The 17,265-nt window shown below is 36.2% G+C and carries 17 protein-coding genes; 2 read left to right on the top strand and 15 right to left on the bottom strand.

What is annotated here, in order from left to right; all coding sequences use genetic code 11:
* Nucleotides 1-11: 11 nt before the first annotated feature.
* From MKY77_RS04045 to MKY77_RS04025, 5 genes are all read right to left on the bottom strand, one after another.
* Nucleotides 12-617: a DUF624 domain-containing protein gene (locus tag MKY77_RS04045; RefSeq protein ID WP_339149009.1), complete on the bottom strand. Its 606-nt coding sequence runs from the start codon at nt 615-617 to the stop codon at nt 12-14.
* A gap of 33 nt (nt 618-650) precedes the next feature.
* Nucleotides 651-1,667, bottom strand: a complete 1,017-nt coding sequence (locus MKY77_RS04040; RefSeq protein WP_339149949.1) for a LacI family DNA-binding transcriptional regulator — start codon at nt 1,665-1,667, stop codon at nt 651-653.
* 13 nt (nt 1,668-1,680) lie between these two features.
* A complete protein-coding gene (locus tag MKY77_RS04035; RefSeq protein WP_339149008.1) occupies nt 1,681-2,508 on the bottom strand; it encodes a carbohydrate ABC transporter permease in 828 nt (275 codons plus the stop codon).
* Nucleotides 2,509-2,520: 12 nt separating this feature from the next.
* The gene (locus tag MKY77_RS04030) at nt 2,521-3,453 is read right to left on the bottom strand and encodes a sugar ABC transporter permease (RefSeq protein ID WP_339149007.1); all 933 of its coding nucleotides are present in this window, start codon (nt 3,451-3,453) and stop codon (nt 2,521-2,523) included.
* 80 nt (nt 3,454-3,533) lie between these two features.
* Nucleotides 3,534-4,817 carry an extracellular solute-binding protein gene (locus tag MKY77_RS04025; protein WP_339149006.1) on the bottom strand — a complete coding sequence of 428 codons (1,284 nt, stop codon included), beginning with the start codon at nt 4,815-4,817 and terminating at the stop codon, nt 3,534-3,536.
* A 382-nt stretch (nt 4,818-5,199) separates the two neighbouring features.
* Here MKY77_RS04025 and MKY77_RS04020 point away from each other — a divergent pair, with 382 nt between their 5' ends.
* On the top strand, nt 5,200-5,349 hold the full coding sequence (locus MKY77_RS04020; RefSeq protein WP_342515655.1) for a hypothetical protein: 150 nt from the start codon (nt 5,200-5,202) through the stop codon (nt 5,347-5,349).
* 56 nt (nt 5,350-5,405) lie between these two features.
* Here the strand turns inward: MKY77_RS04020 and MKY77_RS04015 are convergent, their stop codons facing one another.
* The 9 genes from MKY77_RS04015 to MKY77_RS03975 all read right to left on the bottom strand — a co-directional run bounded on the left by MKY77_RS04015 (nt 5,406) and on the right by MKY77_RS03975 (nt 14,333).
* Nucleotides 5,406-5,846: an HIT family protein gene (locus MKY77_RS04015; protein ID WP_339149005.1), complete on the bottom strand. Its 441-nt coding sequence runs from the start codon at nt 5,844-5,846 to the stop codon at nt 5,406-5,408.
* 5 nt (nt 5,847-5,851) lie between these two features.
* On the bottom strand, nt 5,852-6,454 hold the full coding sequence (locus MKY77_RS04010) for a GNAT family N-acetyltransferase (protein ID WP_339149004.1): 603 nt from the start codon (nt 6,452-6,454) through the stop codon (nt 5,852-5,854).
* Nucleotides 6,455-6,467: 13 nt separating this feature from the next.
* The gene (locus MKY77_RS04005; protein WP_339149003.1) at nt 6,468-7,259 is read right to left on the bottom strand and encodes a YwqG family protein; all 792 of its coding nucleotides are present in this window, start codon (nt 7,257-7,259) and stop codon (nt 6,468-6,470) included.
* Between the two features lie 130 nt (nt 7,260-7,389).
* Complete coding sequence (locus MKY77_RS04000; RefSeq protein WP_339149002.1) at nt 7,390-8,913, bottom strand: sodium/proline symporter; 1,524 nt, start codon at nt 8,911-8,913, stop codon at nt 7,390-7,392.
* Nucleotides 8,910-9,065, bottom strand: coding sequence for a hypothetical protein (locus MKY77_RS03995; protein WP_339149001.1), 156 nt, complete (start codon nt 9,063-9,065; stop codon nt 8,910-8,912). Before MKY77_RS03995 ends, MKY77_RS04000 begins: the two co-directional genes overlap by 4 nt.
* Before the next feature lie 359 nt (nt 9,066-9,424).
* Nucleotides 9,425-9,913 (bottom strand): hypothetical protein, encoded by a 489-nt coding sequence (locus tag MKY77_RS03990; RefSeq protein WP_342515654.1) that lies wholly within the window; start codon nt 9,911-9,913, stop codon nt 9,425-9,427.
* Nucleotides 9,891-10,817: a hypothetical protein gene (locus MKY77_RS03985; protein WP_342515653.1), complete on the bottom strand. Its 927-nt coding sequence runs from the start codon at nt 10,815-10,817 to the stop codon at nt 9,891-9,893. Before MKY77_RS03985 ends, MKY77_RS03990 begins: the two co-directional genes overlap by 23 nt.
* Nucleotides 10,818-11,541: 724 nt before the next feature.
* Nucleotides 11,542-12,129, bottom strand: a complete 588-nt coding sequence (locus MKY77_RS03980; protein ID WP_339148998.1) for a hypothetical protein — start codon at nt 12,127-12,129, stop codon at nt 11,542-11,544.
* 20 nt (nt 12,130-12,149) lie between these two features.
* Nucleotides 12,150-14,333 carry a hypothetical protein gene (locus MKY77_RS03975; protein WP_339148997.1) on the bottom strand — a complete coding sequence of 728 codons (2,184 nt, stop codon included), beginning with the start codon at nt 14,331-14,333 and terminating at the stop codon, nt 12,150-12,152.
* A 254-nt stretch (nt 14,334-14,587) separates the two neighbouring features.
* Between MKY77_RS03975 and MKY77_RS03970 the strand changes: the two genes are divergently transcribed.
* Nucleotides 14,588-15,958, top strand: a complete 1,371-nt coding sequence (locus MKY77_RS03970) for a Sau3AI family type II restriction endonuclease (protein ID WP_339148996.1) — start codon at nt 14,588-14,590, stop codon at nt 15,956-15,958.
* Nucleotides 15,959-15,990: 32 nt separating this feature from the next.
* Here MKY77_RS03970 and dcm read toward each other — a convergent pair whose 3' ends face one another.
* The gene (dcm, locus tag MKY77_RS03965) at nt 15,991-17,238 is read right to left on the bottom strand and encodes a DNA (cytosine-5-)-methyltransferase (protein ID WP_339148995.1); all 1,248 of its coding nucleotides are present in this window, start codon (nt 17,236-17,238) and stop codon (nt 15,991-15,993) included.
* Nucleotides 17,239-17,265 lie beyond the last annotated feature (27 nt).

The raw sequence follows: 17,265 nt of genomic DNA, 5'->3' as shown, positions 1-17,265 counted from the left end.
TTATAGGATGGTCATCTTAAGTATTCATTTCTATTTTCAAAAGACTTGCTGCACATGGAGTACGTGAGAAAAGCAAGAAGGCTTCCCGAAACCAAGAAAAGAAGCGGTACGAAATAAACAGCGACTATCATAGCTACCATGGTGATAAAGCAAAGAAGGGTGGTTCCCAACTTTCCTATAGAAAGAAGTAGACTATTCTTCAATACCGCTTTTATCGGCAATTCATAGTTTGCTAAAATAGGAAAGAGATAGATGGTGGTAAAAAGATAGATCATTCCACAGAACAAAAGCAGGGACATGAAAAACAGTTTCCCTTCAAATTGCAACTGATTTAAAAGATAGAAATCTATGAACAACACCATACCGACCAAACTCCAAATGACACCTACAAGAAAGTTTTTCTGCCAATTCTCTTTCAACATCTTCATGAATGGCTTTACAGAACCGTAATCAATCCCTTCTGTCTTCCATTTTCTTACTACACCAAACATCGCTACAGTAGCTGGATAGATTGGGACAATGAACAGACAAACTAACAGCCAAATACTATTTAACAGCAGAAACGCTGTAAAAATTTCTAGCACTCGATAAAGACTGTTCCTCGCCGATTCTATCATTCATTATCCCCCCATATCCTTCTGAGCTTATTGCTACGATTTTCTAATAACCAATTCCGGTTCCACAAGTGCTGACTCTATTCCTGCAAGTCCATTGATTAAATCATTCAGCATATAGGCTGCCAATTTCCCGATTTTCTCTTTATCCTGTCTTACTGTGGATAGTTGCGGGTCACTATAGCGACACGCTTCAATATCATCACAGCCGATTAATCTTATATCGTTTGGTACAGTAGCGTCCGTTTCTCTTATAGCCCTTAAAGCTCCCAATGCCATCATGTCAGACGCTGCAAAGACAGCTTTTGGCAGTGAACCTGATTGTAGAATACTCTTCATTGCTTCATAACCGCTCTCTTCGAAGAAGGTTCCATATTGGATCCACTCTTCTTTTACAGGCAACCCAAACTGTTTCATAGACTGAAGAAAGCCTTCTCTTCTTAATTGTGCTATGACTGAATCTTTTTTACCGCCAATATAAGCTATATCTCTAAGGGATTGTAAATAAAAGTATTCTACGACTTTTGCCGAAACCTTTGTATTATCTGTCATCACATAGCTATAATTTGATCCAGTAATCGGGATATCCACCCCGACACATGGAATTTCACTTTGAATCAGCTCATGAACAGCAGATTCTAATTCTTCCCCAGCAATAATTAAACAGCCATCCAAATGGAAGTGCCGGCATCTCGCCAAATAGCTTCCATTGTCCTGCTGAAATTTTTCATTGGAAAAAATAAGGATGTCATATCCAAGCGACCCTACCGCTTTTTTGAAGGCAGTTACCACTTCATTGAAAAAGGGGTGATTAAAATCAACGTTTATTTTTCCGGCATAGATCAAGCCGATCAAATTCGACTTTTTCGTTGCCAACGCCTTTGCAGAATACGTTGGCTGATAGCCGGTATTTTCTATGATATCAAGGACTTTTCGTTTTGTTTTTTCATTGACACCATGATAGTTGTTCATTATTTTTGAAACAGTGGCAGGAGAAACACCCGCCATCTTTGCAATATCTCGTATCGTTAAATTCATGGATATCCCTCTTATCTTCTTCCCTTGATTAACTTTTCACAGCTCCCTGTGTCAAACTCGATATGAACATTTTATTAAACAATAAAAATACGATGACAAGTGGCACCGTCGCCCAGAATGTTCCAGAGATAATCATACCATTGTCTCGAACATAGTTGTCAATAAGCGTGCGGATGGCGATTTGAATGGTATGGGACGATTCTTCGCGCAGGACGACAAGCGGCCATAAAAAGTCATTCCACATATACATGAATTTTATTATTGCCAAGGTAGCAAAGGCAGGCAGGATGACCGGGACAACAATGTTCCAATAGGTTCTGAAATTGGAACATCCGTCTATTTTGGCAGCTTCTAATAAATCATCCGGAACAGCACTTTTAATGTATTGCCTCATCCAGAAGATTCCGAATGCATCAATTAGCCCCGGGACGATTAACGCTTTCAGATCGTTCAGCCATCCCAGTTTCGTAATAATATAATAAGTTGGAATCAACCCTAATTGCGGCGGGATCATCATCGTGATCAGTATGGCCACAAACAAGACATTCTTCCCTTTAAACTGAAATTTCGCAAAGGCAAAGCCTGCTAGGGAGCAAAGGAACAACACGCCGACAGTTGTAAGAGTCGCGACTATCAGCGTATTCATGATTGCGCCGAAAAAATCGATGTTCGCCAATACGTTCGTAAAGTTTGTGACAAGCTCACTTCCCGGAACCATAGCAGGAGGAACTTTATTAATGGCACTATTATGATTGGTTGCCATAACAAACATCCAATAAAACGGAAATACCGAAAGGATGGCCGATGCAAATAAAAGAAAATATAGAAATAGTTTTGACATAGAGAACTTTTTCATCACATCCACCTCCTATTTACCGATTCTGTTTGCAATGTACATGTTAATAGATGAGAACAAAATAATGATGACGAATAAAATCAGGGCGGTTGCCGAAGCTGGACCAAAAGCCATATTTACAAATGCTTCTCTCCATAAGTACAGAACGACTGTCATTCCTTCTTCCCTGAATGTTCTTCCCAAGAAAACGAGTGGTTCAGCAAATATTTGCAAGGATCCGATCGTTGATAGAAAAACAGTGAATATAATCACCGGCTTCAGCATCGGAATGGTGATATAACGAATTTGTTGATAAATGGTAGCTCCATCAATTTTTGCCGCCTCATACAAATCATGAGGAATACTTTGTAATCCCGCTAAATAAATGATGGTATTATAGCCGACCCAGCGCCAAAAAATCATCGTCGCTATCGCAATCTTCACTCCCCATTCGGTAGTCCCCCAGGAAATAGGATCTATTCCGAACCATCCTACAATAATATTAATTAACCCAAAGTCTTGGTTATTGAACATAATGCCAAAAACAATCGCTACAGCAACTGTAGAAGTTACATATGGTAGAAATATAGAAACACGAAAAAAGTTTTTGAAGCGAACAATAGCTGAATTTAAAGCGAATGCCAATAAAATGGCAACAAACAATTGCGGGACTGTTCCAAGAATCCCGATTATGAGGGTATTACCTAAAGACTTCCAAAATAAAGCGTCTCCCAAAATGAGCTCGAAGTTACGCAGTCCGACAAATTCCATTTCCCCAAAGCCATTCCAACGCTGAAAACCTAGATAAAAGCTGAATAAAATTGGAAATAAACCAAATATGGCAAAAAGGATAAAAAAGGGGGAGATATATAAGTAAGCAGATAGCGCATCTTTTGTTTTCTCTGATAATCTTCTTTTTGGAGGCGGAAGCTTTTTATGGTCCGGCTCTGTTCGAAGAACTTCCATCTTCATCCTCTCCTAACTTTAAAATGGACTACCTGGGCAGTTTTTTGCCCAGGTAGAGTTATCTAAAGGCTAAAAAAACCTTACTGCCTTTTGAGTTGCGCTTCAATTCTTTTAATCGCTTCCTCCCATTCCTTTTGCGGATCAGCCTTGTTTACTGCTACATTCGTTAATGCAGTTATAAGCTCAGCATTCACAATTGGATAATGTTTGCCCATGTAGACAGGTTTCACTGATTCTGCAGCTTTTGCAAATATATTGGCAGTTGGAAGATCGTTGAAATAATCATCTGTAAAGCCTGTAAACTCATCTTGTGTATATACAGATGGAGCAGATGGGAATAATCCATTATTGGAGAATGATTTCAGCTGCTGCTCAGGCGATGTCAACCATTCAATAAACTCGTAAGCTTCTTTTGGGTACTTTGATTCTTTTGGAATTGCAATAAAGGATCCACCCCAGTTCCCTGCACCTTCCGGCATTGTGGTTACACTCCATTTCCCACCTGCATCTGGAGCATTCGCTTTGATATTAGCAACCATCCATGATGGCGCAAGCAATGTACCATAGCTTCCTTCGGCCATCGCCGCACCCCACTCAGGAGACCAAAGGCCATTCTGACCAACCAACCCTTCCTGAATAAGTTTTGTGGTAAAATCATACGCCTCTTTTACATATGGAGAATCTTCAATAATCAACTCATCTTTTTCATTGAAATACTGTTCTGGTGACTGATCACGTAGGGCGTTGAAAAGCAATTCCGGACCATCGACAATATTTTTCCCAGTTTTGTCTTTAATCGTTTTTGCTAATTGATGATACTCTTCCCAAGTATCTGTTAGGGCAGCAACCTCTTCCGGATCAGTCGGTAATCCAGCTTCTTCAAACACATCTGTACGATAATACATGGTTGTCGGCCCAATATCAGTAGGGAGGCCAAGCATGAATGCACCATCTGGTGTTTGGCCATTGTTCCAAACCCAATCCAAGTAATTTTCCTGTACATCCTTTGCACCATAATCATAAAGATTGTAAAAGCTGTCCTTCGCATCTAAAAACTTGGATACCTGACTAACTTCTATCATCGTTAAATCAGGAGCGCCACTTCCTGCAGCAATAGAAGTAAATAGATTATTATGCAAATCTCCCATTTCCGTAAAATTCACTTTAATATTTACATCCGGATTATCTTTCATATACTCTTCCACTAAAACATCATACCCAGCACTTCCGAAAACCCAAAAGTTCAAATTTACTTTCCCATTTGTTGATTCTGTCGATGACTTGTCTCCATTGCATGCTGCCAGTGAAAAGGTAAGCAATGTTGCGGACAACCCCAAACCAAGCCATTTCTTTAGTCTTCGCATTTTCATTTCCCCCTCAATAAATGAAATAATAATGATTCCCATTCAACCGAAATTCTCCAAACCCCTTCTGTTATCCACTACCTCCCTACGAAAATTCATTAATATCAATACATCACCCTGAAAATAGTTTTCCACGTAGATTCATGTTGTTTAAAAGTTGTAGATTATCTATACAAAAACTTATCGAAACCGGTTTACATGAGTTTTAAAAAAATATACTTAAATATTTCATTATCCCTATAGAAACCGCTTTCATAATTATATATTATGCTTATTTTCAGAAAATATCAATAACATTTTTCTATATTTCACAAAATGATGTAAATCGGTTTCTAAAAAGAGCATTATTTCCCCCACACGCTATATTAACCTAGCAATCAAAATGTATAGAGAAAAAAACGTTCAAAGAGAAATTAACAAGGTCATCGTAGACACTGAAAATATCACAGAAACTCTCTTAAGTGTGGAAAAGATTGTGGATAAAGACTGGGATGAAGAGAAAAACTCTTTTTCTGTATTACTAAATGGATGACCTTCTGAATTTGTAAGATGATCATAGTCTTATCTGTCATAAGTAACACCTCTTCATTACAAGGAACTTTTGATTATGTGAATCACCTCCACCATCCTCCCCCTAACCCGCTCCAACTCCCTAATATCCACTTCCCCCACCGCTTCCTCCCTATAAAAATCCCCAAACCATTGCCCCTTATACCTAGGCACCACATGCATATGATAATGAGTCAATTCATTAAACACCCCACCATTTTGGTTGATGGTGATACCATCCGGTTGGTAAAGGTGCTTCAATGCCTTGGAAATTAATATAGAAGCTTTCATAATGGCAGTGGCGGTTTTGTCGTCAAGTTCATCGACATCATGGAAATGTTGTTTAGGGAGGATTAAGGTGTGTCCCTCGTTAAATGGGTCGTGGTCTAGGAAGCATGTGACATAGTCATCTTCGTAAACCATATAGATGGCATCGCTTTTGTTGGCTAACCGGCAGCCCAGGCAGTTTCCATATGCCAACTTCCTCACCCCTTTACCTTCAAAATATATCCTGTATCCCCCAACCCTTTACTAAAATACTCACCCTGCAAAATCCCATAAATTGCGCAATCCTTATACTGCCCTTTGGAATTGCGGATCATATCTCTCACTATCCCCTCTTGCACCATCCCAGCCTTGCTCATGATACGACCGGACGCTGGGTTGTCGGTGTTGTGTGCAGCAGCAATCTTATGAAGGTTCATGTGCCGAAAGCCAAATTCGATCACCGCTCGCAACGCTTCCGTGCCATACCCCTGATTCCACCACCGGTAACCGAGGGAATAACTCACCTCGCAATTTCCGGTTGCCTCTTCAAAGTCATACAAATCAATCTCGCCAATCAGCTCTCCACTACCCTTCAGCTTCACTGCCCAATAACAAAAATCTTCCTTCTCATATTGCGACACAATAGTGGCCACTCTCTCCACCGTCTGCGAAACGTCTGTATGCGCCGCATTTACTCGATTGTCTGTCACCCGCTCATCTGAAATCCAGTGATCAAACACCTTTTGGGCATCACCGAGCTTAAACTTTTCCAGGAATAATCGTTCTGTTTCCAGTTTTGGTGTTCCGATGTATGTAATCACTTTGCACCGCCCCCTAACAACACTGCAACGTAAATCTCACCCGATCAAACCGCTTCTCCATCAAATCCTCTTTCTCCATACAGAAGTACAACATGCCACTATCTCCCCACATGACACCCAGGTCCTCTTCATCCGAATCAATCTGGAACAACAGTACAGGATCCTTCCCATTATCAAAAAGCTCCTCAAAAACATCATTTTGAATATTCATCGGCTCGCCCAGCATATAATGCGCCTGCACGATATTCCCATTTTCGTCCTCCGGCTGCATCAGCTCCTGACGGAAATTAAAGTAATTCTCCTCTTCCTCTTCATCCGAAAAGTCCAAGTTCTCAGGATTTTCAGAGAGCGTCACCATCGACTCAAAGGACAGTTGAAATGCTGGAATAGCACCAAATTCAGTTCTACTACTTGGACTTTCTTTCCTTTCCAACTCCCCCATGTCCCCATCTAAATAAAGCACCTTAAAGCATCCCTCATCCTCTTTAAATCCCCAAGGTTGCTCTAACGCCTCATAAAATAAATACATAATACCCCTTTCAGGCAACTGATTATCTTTGTCATATGGCTTTGTTTCTGACAGATTCACCTGCAACATAAAAGTGAGATAGTCATCTTCATAACGAGGAAACTCCCAACCAGCAGGCAAGTCTGGGGAACCTCCTACTTTGGAAGTACCTAGTGGGATATCATTCTCGTCTGTTTTTATTTTGTTTAGTTTGATAGAGTTATTAAAATTGGCGATGATAGCTGACTTATGGTGTAATAGGTCGTGTTCATTTAGTAATTGCTCGATGTTTTGCATATAAGATTGCCTCCTAATAATAATACTTTTTTACATACTCCACTTTTCGACAATAGTTTTGAAATTCCTCTTCTTTATGCCAAAAAGAGGAATAGCCATGTACGGCTATCCCCCTCTTTCTAAAGTAAACTTAAGCACTCTCTTTCAAACTCTCCAAAACTTCCTCAGCATTATCTGGTTTCTTCGTAAACAAACTAATGACCACTGTAAAAAGTGTTGCGACGATAAACCCAGGCACAGCCTCATACGTGATACCAAAGAAATGCGTGTTTAATAATTCTTTAATATCCGGCAAGAAAGCATAAGTCCATTGAGGCTGTTGTTTCACCAAAATCACCGTGATTAATCCTGTGATCATTCCCCAAAGAACACCTTGTTTGGATACACCTTTCCAATAGAAAGATAGAAGAAGAGCTGGACCAAAACAGGCTCCCAGTCCACCAAAGGCGAATAATACCATCCAAAATACGAATTCCTGGGCTGTGAATGCTAGGATGAGAGAAAGACCCATAAACACGACGGTCGTAATTCGGCTTAATAATACTAGCTTCTTTTGTGGAAGCTCTTTGTCTTTCCCGATTATTTTTTGATAAATATCTCGAATGAAGGCACTGGATCCTACAAGCAATTGACTATCCGCGCTCGACATGATGGCAGCTAACACGGCGACCAGTAAGAAACCAAAGAATAATGGATGTAGAATTTCAGACCCTAATGAAAGGAAAACCTGTTCTTGATTTCCGTTAGGCAACATGTTGATTTCAGGAAAGTACGCACGACCAGCCAAGCCAATCATGACGGCTCCCCATCCCATTAGAACATTCCAGACGGAGCTGATTAATGCCGCTTGTCTCATTTCTTTGACGTTTTTAAGGGACATGTACCTTACTAGTATATGAGGGTTACCCGGACTTCCAAATCCAATACCAATCAAGCCGATGATGGCACCGAAACCAAAGGCGAATGGGCTAATGAATCCGCCCCCTTCTGTATTCATCGCTTCTAAAATTGGTCCAAAGCCACCTAAGCCGATGACGGCAACCGTCGGGAGAAGGACGAGTGAAACAAACATAAACCCAGCCTGGATCACATCGGTCTTACTGACGGCATGGAATCCACCTAACATCGTGTAAGCCAATAAAATAAAGGCAGTTAACCACATACCTACCGTAGGTGACACACCCATACTCGTAGCAAATGCTCCCCCACCAGCAACCAGCTGACTTCCTACGTATGCAATCATAAAGAAAATAATAATAATGGCACTTACTGCTCTTAATATATGCTTTTTGTCATTAAAACGAGTTTCTAAAATATCCGGTACAGTAATGCTGCCGGTGTTTTCACTGTACGCCCGAAATCTCTTCGCCACATAGAAAAACATAAAAACTTCCACTGTAATATAACCTGCGATTGCCCAAACTGCGTTAAGACCAGTAGCATAGGCAGTTCCCGTTACCCCTAGGACCAACCAGGCACTCCGACCAGAACTTACCGCAGACAATGCAACCGTCCACTTATTCAAATTCCTACCAGCAAGGAAAAAATCCGTTAACCCTTCTGAACTTTTTCTTGAACTAATGAATCCTATTAATAGAAGACCTACTAAATATAAGACTAAAATAGTAATAGCAATTGGTTCTACCGTAATCATTGAGAAACACCACCTTTTGAATTCATATCATTTGAAACCCTACTACTCGTTACTTTCTTATCTTTTCTACCTGTATGTATGTAACAAACAACTGCCGTAATCAGTATAAAAGCAGGTAAACCAATTAAGCCGAAAAAGATTTCTAAATTCATGTTGCTATCCTCCTTTCTTTTTTAAAAAAATATTCTTATAAATTAATCTTAACTATTATAATAATCCTGAATCCACCTTTAGAATTCACGTACCTCATCATCTATCAATACATAAGAAAATATATGTTCATTGTAAGACTAAGAGGCTCATATTCGACTCCATAAAAATAAGGCTCTTCTTTACCTCTTTTCTTTCCTTCCTGAGTTCTCTTGCCTGGTATCAACACTTCTTCATAAAGTTTGTTAATACCTAAGTGTGCTTGCATACATTTCATATCTCGAGTAGATACTCCATCATATCAAAAGTACCGATTCCATTCCTTTCCATTCCCATATAAAAAAGCACCCTCAAGAGACTGCTATTTATTTATATCATTTCTTATCTCGCTAATAATTTTCAATATGCCTAATATAGACTTTATAAAGAACAGTACTCCTCCTAGCAATGTTATTTGCTGTAAAATTATTACTTCATCTTTTATAAGTTCATGTCCAAGTACAACAGCGATAGTCGAAATAACGGTAGATACTCCATGGAAAAACATTCCGAAATAAATTGAATTATAGTAATTATCCATATATCCAGCTACATCTAAAGCCTTTATGAGGGATTTACTAGCAAATCCAACCATTATACCTAATGCAGTAAACAAAAATCCTAAAAATATTGTATTAACCGTTAGTAAACTTTGATGGAATGTTGAATCTTTGTTTACCACATTCATGTAGCCCTGTTGATATAAATAATAACAAACAATAAAAAATAGAATAGATATTGCTATGTTATATTTATTTCGCCTTAAATGTTTTTTCCCTTTCATAAAATCACTCGTTTCTAACGTAATCAATGATTTCCTGTTTATTACTTTCATAGGTAATTTTTAATTTATTGTAAATTTCTTTTTGGATTTCCTCTACGCTTCTGTCAAACTCAAATTTTATACGTTTTGTTAAAAGTGATTCAACAACACTATAAGTTTGCATTAAGCCCTCATTATCTTTCGCCCTTACTTTAACCTTTTTTGTTTTTTCTAATATTTTTTTTAAAACCTTTTCAATTCCTGATTCATCTTTAAATGCAGACTTATTTCTTTCTGCTACAAGCTTTACTTCTATTTCAACGTGCTTCTGGTTTCTTAAATGTATAAATTCGGATTGAGAAAGGCCAATATCATCATATGAGAGTATGTTGTCTGTGGGTACTTGTACTTTATAGGAGATTGTTCCAACTGTATCCTTACTTTTTAACAATGGAATGGCATCTTCTACAATGACGCCAGAAACTTCTCCGAATAGTTCCCTGCCAAAGTAATTGTTGTCAATTAAAAACTGTAAGGTTCTTATAGAAGGAGCTGCGAACTCTTTCAGAAAAGAAATAATAAAATTATCCCGATCAATAAGTAAATACGTAAAAATCTCTAAATCTTGGTCTGCAGTACGACTAATAGTTTCAGAAACATGGGTTGTTCTATCTCGTAAATGAACAGATATCAGGTCTTGATACCGGCCAATTCTGGCAAATATATATTGGTCATTGAAATCTAAAATTTCTAATGTTTTTTGACCAGTCTCATCATTAATCACAACGCAGTTATTAGAAAGTTTTGTTTGTATAATATCGTCAAATAAGCTATTAATGGATTTACTATCTAACCAATCTTTAAGCATAGTATCTGCAGCTTTCTTTTTCTTTAAAAACCTTCTTTTATATACATCTAATTTATGAAAGTAGATGTTTTTATATGCCTCCACAGTAATCCCCCTAAATTAAGTCATTATACAATATATAATTCGACAAAAAATATATAGTTTCCTGCTTTTTACATCACTTTCCGTGAGGTGGATTTTATTGAAATAAAACCAACTAACCACTCAACATTTCTTCTGGTTGCTCTGCCATTGAGATATAAATCCAAAAAATTGCTACAATTATAATGTTAACAAATTATCCATTATTTCTTATCATTATAACTTAAGGGTATTTATTTAAAGTCAAAATAATTACGAAGAAGCTTTTTGATCCTCACTTAAATCACTTTAAAATACACGTACTTGTAACCCTTCAGAATCAATCATAATCTCTCTCTTTATTCCATTCATAAATTCCTCTCTAACTTTCGCTTTCCACGTTTGAAACATTCTATAAACTATTCAATAGTACGATAATAAGTTTCATATGTATTAGCTTCCATTTCCTTATTTAGCTGTTTTTTCTTCTGCCTTTAGTTCATCCTTTTCCCTCCAAAAAAAAACATCCCATAAAATGAGATGTTTAACCCAATTATCTTTTAATCAGAAAAAATCATTATCTAATCTTGAAATTTCAAATCTTAAATCTTCCCAAATAAACACTATAGCATTAACTAGATTTCCTTTTTATTTTACATAATATAGAAGACTAATGGAATGCATCTATTGATTGCTTTAATAAAAGTATATTATTTGTTTTCCAAGTATATTTATATGTTTATATAACTTAAAAAGAAGTTAAAGCAGTTGAAAATAGAACAGGCAACTGTTGAACGTTAATTGGAACAGGCACGCTTCCATGATGATTATTGGTTCTTTTTATAACTTGATTTAATGTAATAACATTTGGGTGGTAAGCTGAAGTAATAGCTTCTAAATATCTTTTAAATGGCAACCTAACACCTTGCTTTTTTGGCCTTGGGTAATTAATATCTTCCTGTAATGCCACCCAAAATAGAATGTGTTTAAATTGCTCTACTGTAAGAATAACCCCATTAAGTCGAACCCTATTCATGTTAAGTGGAATAGCATGATTAGAATATAGCCCATTATTGTATACATCCAAGATAAAATTAACTAGGACAGTACTATTGTTTTGTAATGCTAAGTCGTATAGATATAAAACAATATCAACATGAGTAGTATTACTTCCATTATGTTCTACTTTATAGTCTCTTCTACCTTTTCTACCAGGATAAAATACTATTAATTGCATATAATCCGTCACGGGGTGGAGTTTATTAGAATAAACCCCCGTGTTTTTTATAGTAGCTGATTGTGTGCTCATAAATGTTACCCCTTGATCAAAGTTCATAATTCTTCCCCCTATTATTACTATCTATTTAAGTAAGCATAAAGTCTTTCTTTAGATGGACTAAACTCCGCTTCTAAAATTTCTTCAAGCATTTCCCTGAGGCAAATTACTTTTACAATTTTTAATTTATTTTTATGGAATAAGTACTTTTTATCACTTGATAGCTTATACTTCCCATCTATTGCGTTAAATTCTTTCTGATTGTTCTCGTGAAAATCCCAACATATTAAATGAGAAACAAGTGCTAATGAATGCCCCAAATCTTCCTTTTCGCCAAGTATATACTTAAGCTCTAAAAAAGAAAAAGCACCTTCTCCAAGTAGTAGGTATTTGTCCCATTCACTTTCCCATTGATTTTCAAACCGTTTCTTCAAATGCAGCTTATCATATATTTCTTTAGTTTTAATCTTTACCAAACAGTCTAAGGATTTATTTTCACTATAATCTAAGAGTACAAATTCAAATACGTCAGGGTATAGCTGAATAAACTTATATAATAACCCATACATTTGAACTTCGTTTAAAGGTTCTAACATATAACCCTGAAACTCTATTAAAGAACCAATTTCTTTAGTAACTAATACTTTTCTATTTGGACCAAGTGTTTTCATAGCTCTATCTTTAAGAAGTAACGCAGGTTCTATTAAACGCTCATTTCTCATTGAAATAGCATTTTCAATTCTTGCTAGCAATTGTTCTATACCTTCAAGTAAATTGTTTACGTCTATTTCTATTGCATTTAATTCTTCAGTAATATTAGTACCCTTTGAAAAATTAGTTAATAATACTGAGATAGTTTCTTTTCTTTTTTGCACTTCCCCAACAGCTTCTTTAGCATCGGTAAGGGCATCATCTATCAAGCCTATTTTTAAGGCTTCTGCATTTGCTGCATCTAGTTGTAAAATTCCTTTGTCTAATCTTTGTTTTAGTATGTTTAACCTATAATCAATTGGTATTTCAATTGGTGGTTCTTTTTTATATTTTTTAAGAAATGTAGATAAGCTACCACCAAGCTTATCAGTAACCTTTTCTTTTATGAGTAACGCTAATGAATTTTTTATATCATATTTATTTTTGTTTACTTGTATACCAAAAAATTCGTCAAAAATAGGGGAAAATGATATCTCGGCTCTAAAGTAGTTATACTGTGGGTGGTCGGTACATAATTTAAGTATTTTTGCAGCCCTTCCTATATATCTCAAATTCCTTTTAATGTAGAAACCAGAATAATCCGGAGAGGGTAATAAGGCGTTTGGAATTTCATTTTCAATACGTTTTTTTTGATTGTGGTCTCTAAACTTTGTATTTAAATGAAACATACTTAACGTTATTGTCTGTTTTAAAAGCTCATCTTCATTATTAAAAAGATTGCCATATTTATTTGTTATACGCTGTTTAACAATTTCATCTTCTTCCTTAAGTAACTCACTTAGATTAATTTCAATTTCATGAAGTAAGTCAGAAGCAATCCCATTTTCCACAAATTCAATCCCTATCAGCAAAGGATCTATTGGTTTTACATTTAAGCCATTAATATTAATTTCATTACCTCTCTCAATATAGTGCCTATATGTTATACCAAAATGCCTTTTTAAAGTCTGAACCAAATCATTAAGATTATCTGCCTCTACTTCCGACTTCCGTACGCCTTTTACTTCTACAATAGTTCTGACAGTAAACTCGGGTGCCTCTAACTGAAGTTCTTTACCATCCAAAATAATTAAAGGATTTTCTTGTTTCATATATGAATAAGTTTCATCAGAAAGGTCGCTACTTTCAATACAATTAAGCCACCATTCTTTGTTTACTTCCCTTGAATAAAAACATAGTCTTTTTCCTACATTTAAATGTGAAGACATTCCATAGTGAAATATTCCGTTTAGCGAATTTAGAGCGCTTTTACTAGTAAATCTATCTTTTTTATCGCTTCCAAAATTAAAGATATTATCTACTTTCGTTCCAGGCCCATTGTCTAATATTAAATAAGAGTATCTATTTGATGTAACTTTTTTACCGTCTAGTTCCTCCTCATAAGAATCTTCATATATGTATATATCTATTCGGTTAGTACTGATTGCACTTAAATTAAATGCCGCATCAAAAGAATCATCTACTGATTCCATAATAGCTTCAGAATACTTAAATCCTATGTTTTTTCGTCCATTGTCTAGATTGAACCTTATTTTTCCTCCCAATTTATTCACGTTTATCCCCCTCCGTTCTTTTGAAAAATTTTAAATTTTATACAATCATACCATTTTATAGTAATATAATAGTATGAAATTAACAACCTCCTAGGAATATTTACTTTTTTTAAAAAAGAAGTATAGGAGTACAATATTATACAAAATTAGTAAGGAAACTTGATTCTTCTCAGCAAATGATTGTGCAGATATTAACTTTCATTTGTTAAAATAAGTTATATTACCCTTTAAAATTAATTTTTAGGAGCATGCTGATGAATTACCAAACGATAGATGAACTTATGGACAAAGCGTATCAAGCAGAAGGTAAAACTTTTGGGGAATTAGATAAAACCGGACGGATAAAAAAAATCAAATCTAAAGGGACTTTAGGACATATAATTGAAGAAAGTTTCTTTGGTTACTCTGTTAATTCAATCTCAGAGCCAGACTTTGTCGAACTTGGTGTGGAGCTAAAAGTAACTCCTATTAAGAGGAATAAGAACGGAACTCTTTCCTCAAAAGAACGGTTAGTATTAAATATTATTGATTATATGAAAGAGTTTGAATTAACCTTTGAAACCTCTTCCTTTTATACAAAAGCCAATAAAATTTTGATTATGCTTTATCAATATGAAAAGGAACAAAGTTTAGGGGATTATAGAATTTTAAAAGTATTTTTAAACGAGTTCTCTGAAGCAGACTTGGCTGTGATTCAAAGGGATTGGGAGATTATCGTATCCAAAATAAAAGCTGGAGAGGCTCATTTAATTTCTGAAGCTGATACCATGTACCTCTCTGCATGCACAAAAGGTGCAGACAAGAATTCAGTTCGAAAACAGCCTTTCTCTTTGTTAAGAGCAAAACAACGTGCATTTGCTTTAAAGGCATCTTATATGACGGGGGTTATCCGTAAGCAATTAACACCTGAACATTTAGAAAGTCTTTCTACCCACCAGGAATTAAAAGAGAAAACTTTAGAGCAAATTTTAGAGGAGAGATTCAAGCCCCACTATGGAAAAAAAATAGATCAACTTTGTCTTGAAGTTGGAGTACCATATAACCCCAGAAACAAATCAATGGTTCCTCATATTATGACAAAGTTACTCGGGGTTAAAAAAAATAATCTTTCTGACATTGAAGAGTTCGCAAAAGCAAACATCACATTTAAAACTGTTAGCTTAGAACCTAACGGTAGTTTAAGGGAACATATGTCTTTTAAAAACATAAATTTCAACACCTTCTTACATGCGGATTGGGAAGAGAGTGAACTTTACGAGTTGTTTGCAGAACAAAAGTTTCTTTTTTTAGTGTTCCGTTATACCGAAGAATACCAGCCAAAAGTAAAAAGAATCCCATATTTTGAAGGAATAAAATTGTGGAATATGCCGCAAAAAACAATTGAAGAAGAGTTATACGAGTTATGGTGTGAAATTGGCGATGTATTAAGGGGCGAAGTAAAGTTAACTATTAAAGGAAGTAAAACTTACAATAATCTTCCTGGGCCTAAGTTTAATAACCTTTGTCATGTTAGACCAAAGGCAAAAGATAGTAAGGATAAAGTAAAACTACCTGATGGTCAATATATTACAAAGCAATGTTATTGGCTAGACAAACAGTACGTATTAAGTATCTTGGATAATTAAAAGACTGGGAGCACACGTAGGCTCCCAGTCTTTTAATCTTTAAATACCAAATTCAACTCTTCTTGGCGACCACGACTATTTTCTTTTTCAATCTCGATTATTCTTTTTCCCATTCGTTCTATTAGGCCTACAACTAGTGCATTACCCATACAGAAGTATCTCATTCTTTCAGTCATACCTTCAGTCCAATTATCGGGAAAACCATTTAATCGTTCACATTCTACTGGGGTCAATACTCTTAACCTCTTTGTCATAGGGTCTTCTATTACGTGCGTACTTCTATTGACAGTTCCTTCACTAGTCAGCATGGTTCTTCCAGGTTTATCTAATGGTTCCGGAAAAGACATGCCTCCTTCGGAAAAAGTATACTTATGACCTGTGGCAGATGTTCTTTCTATTCTTTTAGGTCCTTTTAGGTATTGAAACTTTTCTATAGATGCCTCTGATAGATAATATTTTTCATCCACATTGGATTCAAGGATTTCTCCAAGTACTACAGGATTTTCTTCAATGGGAGATACTTCTTCTGTATAGACCAAACCATCCCTCATTATCCCGGCATTGTAATAATTCATAGAAACTTCATCTGAAATCTCTACAAGGTCTTTTTTCATAATAAATGATTGTGGCTTTTTCTTTTCGCTAATTTCATTTTTAACTGGGAAAGCTTTCGCGAAGAAACCTGCATCATGTAACATATCACTTTCGGTTCGATTTCTATTATTAATCACATATGGCGTTTGATTTTTTGTAGCAAAGATAAAAACTCTTCTTCTTCTTTGTGCTTGTCCATAATCCGCAGCATTAACAACACGCCATTCAACTGTATAATCCAAATCCCTTAGAGTAGCTAACATAATAGAAAAATCTCGACCACGTTGTTTAGAAGGTGACTTCAAGAGCCGATCTACATTTTCCAATAAAATGTACTTTGGGCTTGTTTCTTTTACAAATCTAGCAATCTCCCAAAAAAGTACACCCTTCTTCCCTTGTATGCCTTTTTCACCGCTTAGGCTTCTTGCCACAGAATAATCCTGGCAAGGAAATCCACCAACAATTAAATCTATTTCTTTTCCATTAAATATATTTGTATCTACAGTTGATACATCTTCATTTGAATGTACTCCGTTATTATGAAATTGACGAGAATAACAATCAAAGGCATGTTGTATTTTCTTAGATGGTTCCCATTGATTTCCCCATACAACCTGAAATCCACCTACGGCCTCTAGCCCAATGCGAAAACCACCTACACCGGCAAATAATTCAATTACATTCATTAAGACCGAACATCCTTTCGGGTAGTT

The sequence above is a fragment of the Sutcliffiella sp. FSL R7-0096 genome, from assembly GCF_038595065.1.
GTDB lineage: Bacteria > Bacillota > Bacilli > Bacillales > Bacillaceae_I > Sutcliffiella_A.
The sequence above is the reverse complement of the archived record's forward strand: the minus strand, read 5'-3'. Positions and strand labels throughout refer to the sequence as shown.